Annotated in this window: 1 protein-coding gene and 1 rRNA gene; one reads left to right on the top strand and one right to left on the bottom strand. The window is 44.6% G+C overall.

Features of this window, described 5'->3' with window-relative positions; all coding sequences use genetic code 11:
• Positions 1-247: hypothetical protein (locus tag OZJ21_RS09870; RefSeq protein ID WP_442916316.1), on the bottom strand; the 247-nt coding region annotated here is incomplete at its 3' end.
• A gap of 96 nt (positions 248-343) precedes the next feature.
• Between OZJ21_RS09870 and OZJ21_RS09245 the strand changes: the two genes are divergently transcribed.
• Positions 344-554 (top strand): 16S ribosomal RNA (locus tag OZJ21_RS09245); the annotation flags it as partial.

Raw genomic sequence — 554 nt, 5'->3', positions numbered from 1 at the left:
CAAGACAGGAGAAACTGTAAAGGTTACCCCAGAAGTACCAGAGAATTATGAGGAAGTAGCAGGAAATCCAACGGATTACACCTTCCCAGAAAATGGTACCGATGAAAGTAACGTGGTAACAATTCATTTGAAGCATAAACATGAAACAGTTACTAGAGACAACGTGGTAACAAGAACAATAGAGTACCGGGTCTTTATTGGCTTCTGTGACCTTGTCTGCGACTTCTTTCTTTTCGTCATCAGTCAGCTTCGTTGGATCATCAACCTTGGTCTTGACTGGAACCGTTGGATCCAGCTTTTCAGAACTGTTCTTTTCTTCAACCAGCTTATTACCTTCGATAGTGTCGACTGACTGGTCTGGGAGTGGCGGACGGGTGAGTAACACGTGGGTAACCTGCCTAAAAGAAGGGGATAACACTTGGAAACAGGTGCTAATACCGTATATCTCTAAGGATCGCATGATCCTTAGATGAAAGATGGTTCTGCTATCGCTTTTAGATGGACCCGCGGCGTATTAACTAGTTGGTGGGGTAACGGCCTACCAAGGTGATGAT

It is taken from the genome of Ligilactobacillus sp. UO.C109 (assembly GCF_026847815.1).
Classification (GTDB): Bacteria; Bacillota; Bacilli; order Lactobacillales; family Lactobacillaceae; genus Ligilactobacillus; species Ligilactobacillus salivarius.
The sequence above is the reverse complement of the archived record's forward strand: the minus strand, read 5'-3'. Positions and strand labels throughout refer to the sequence as shown.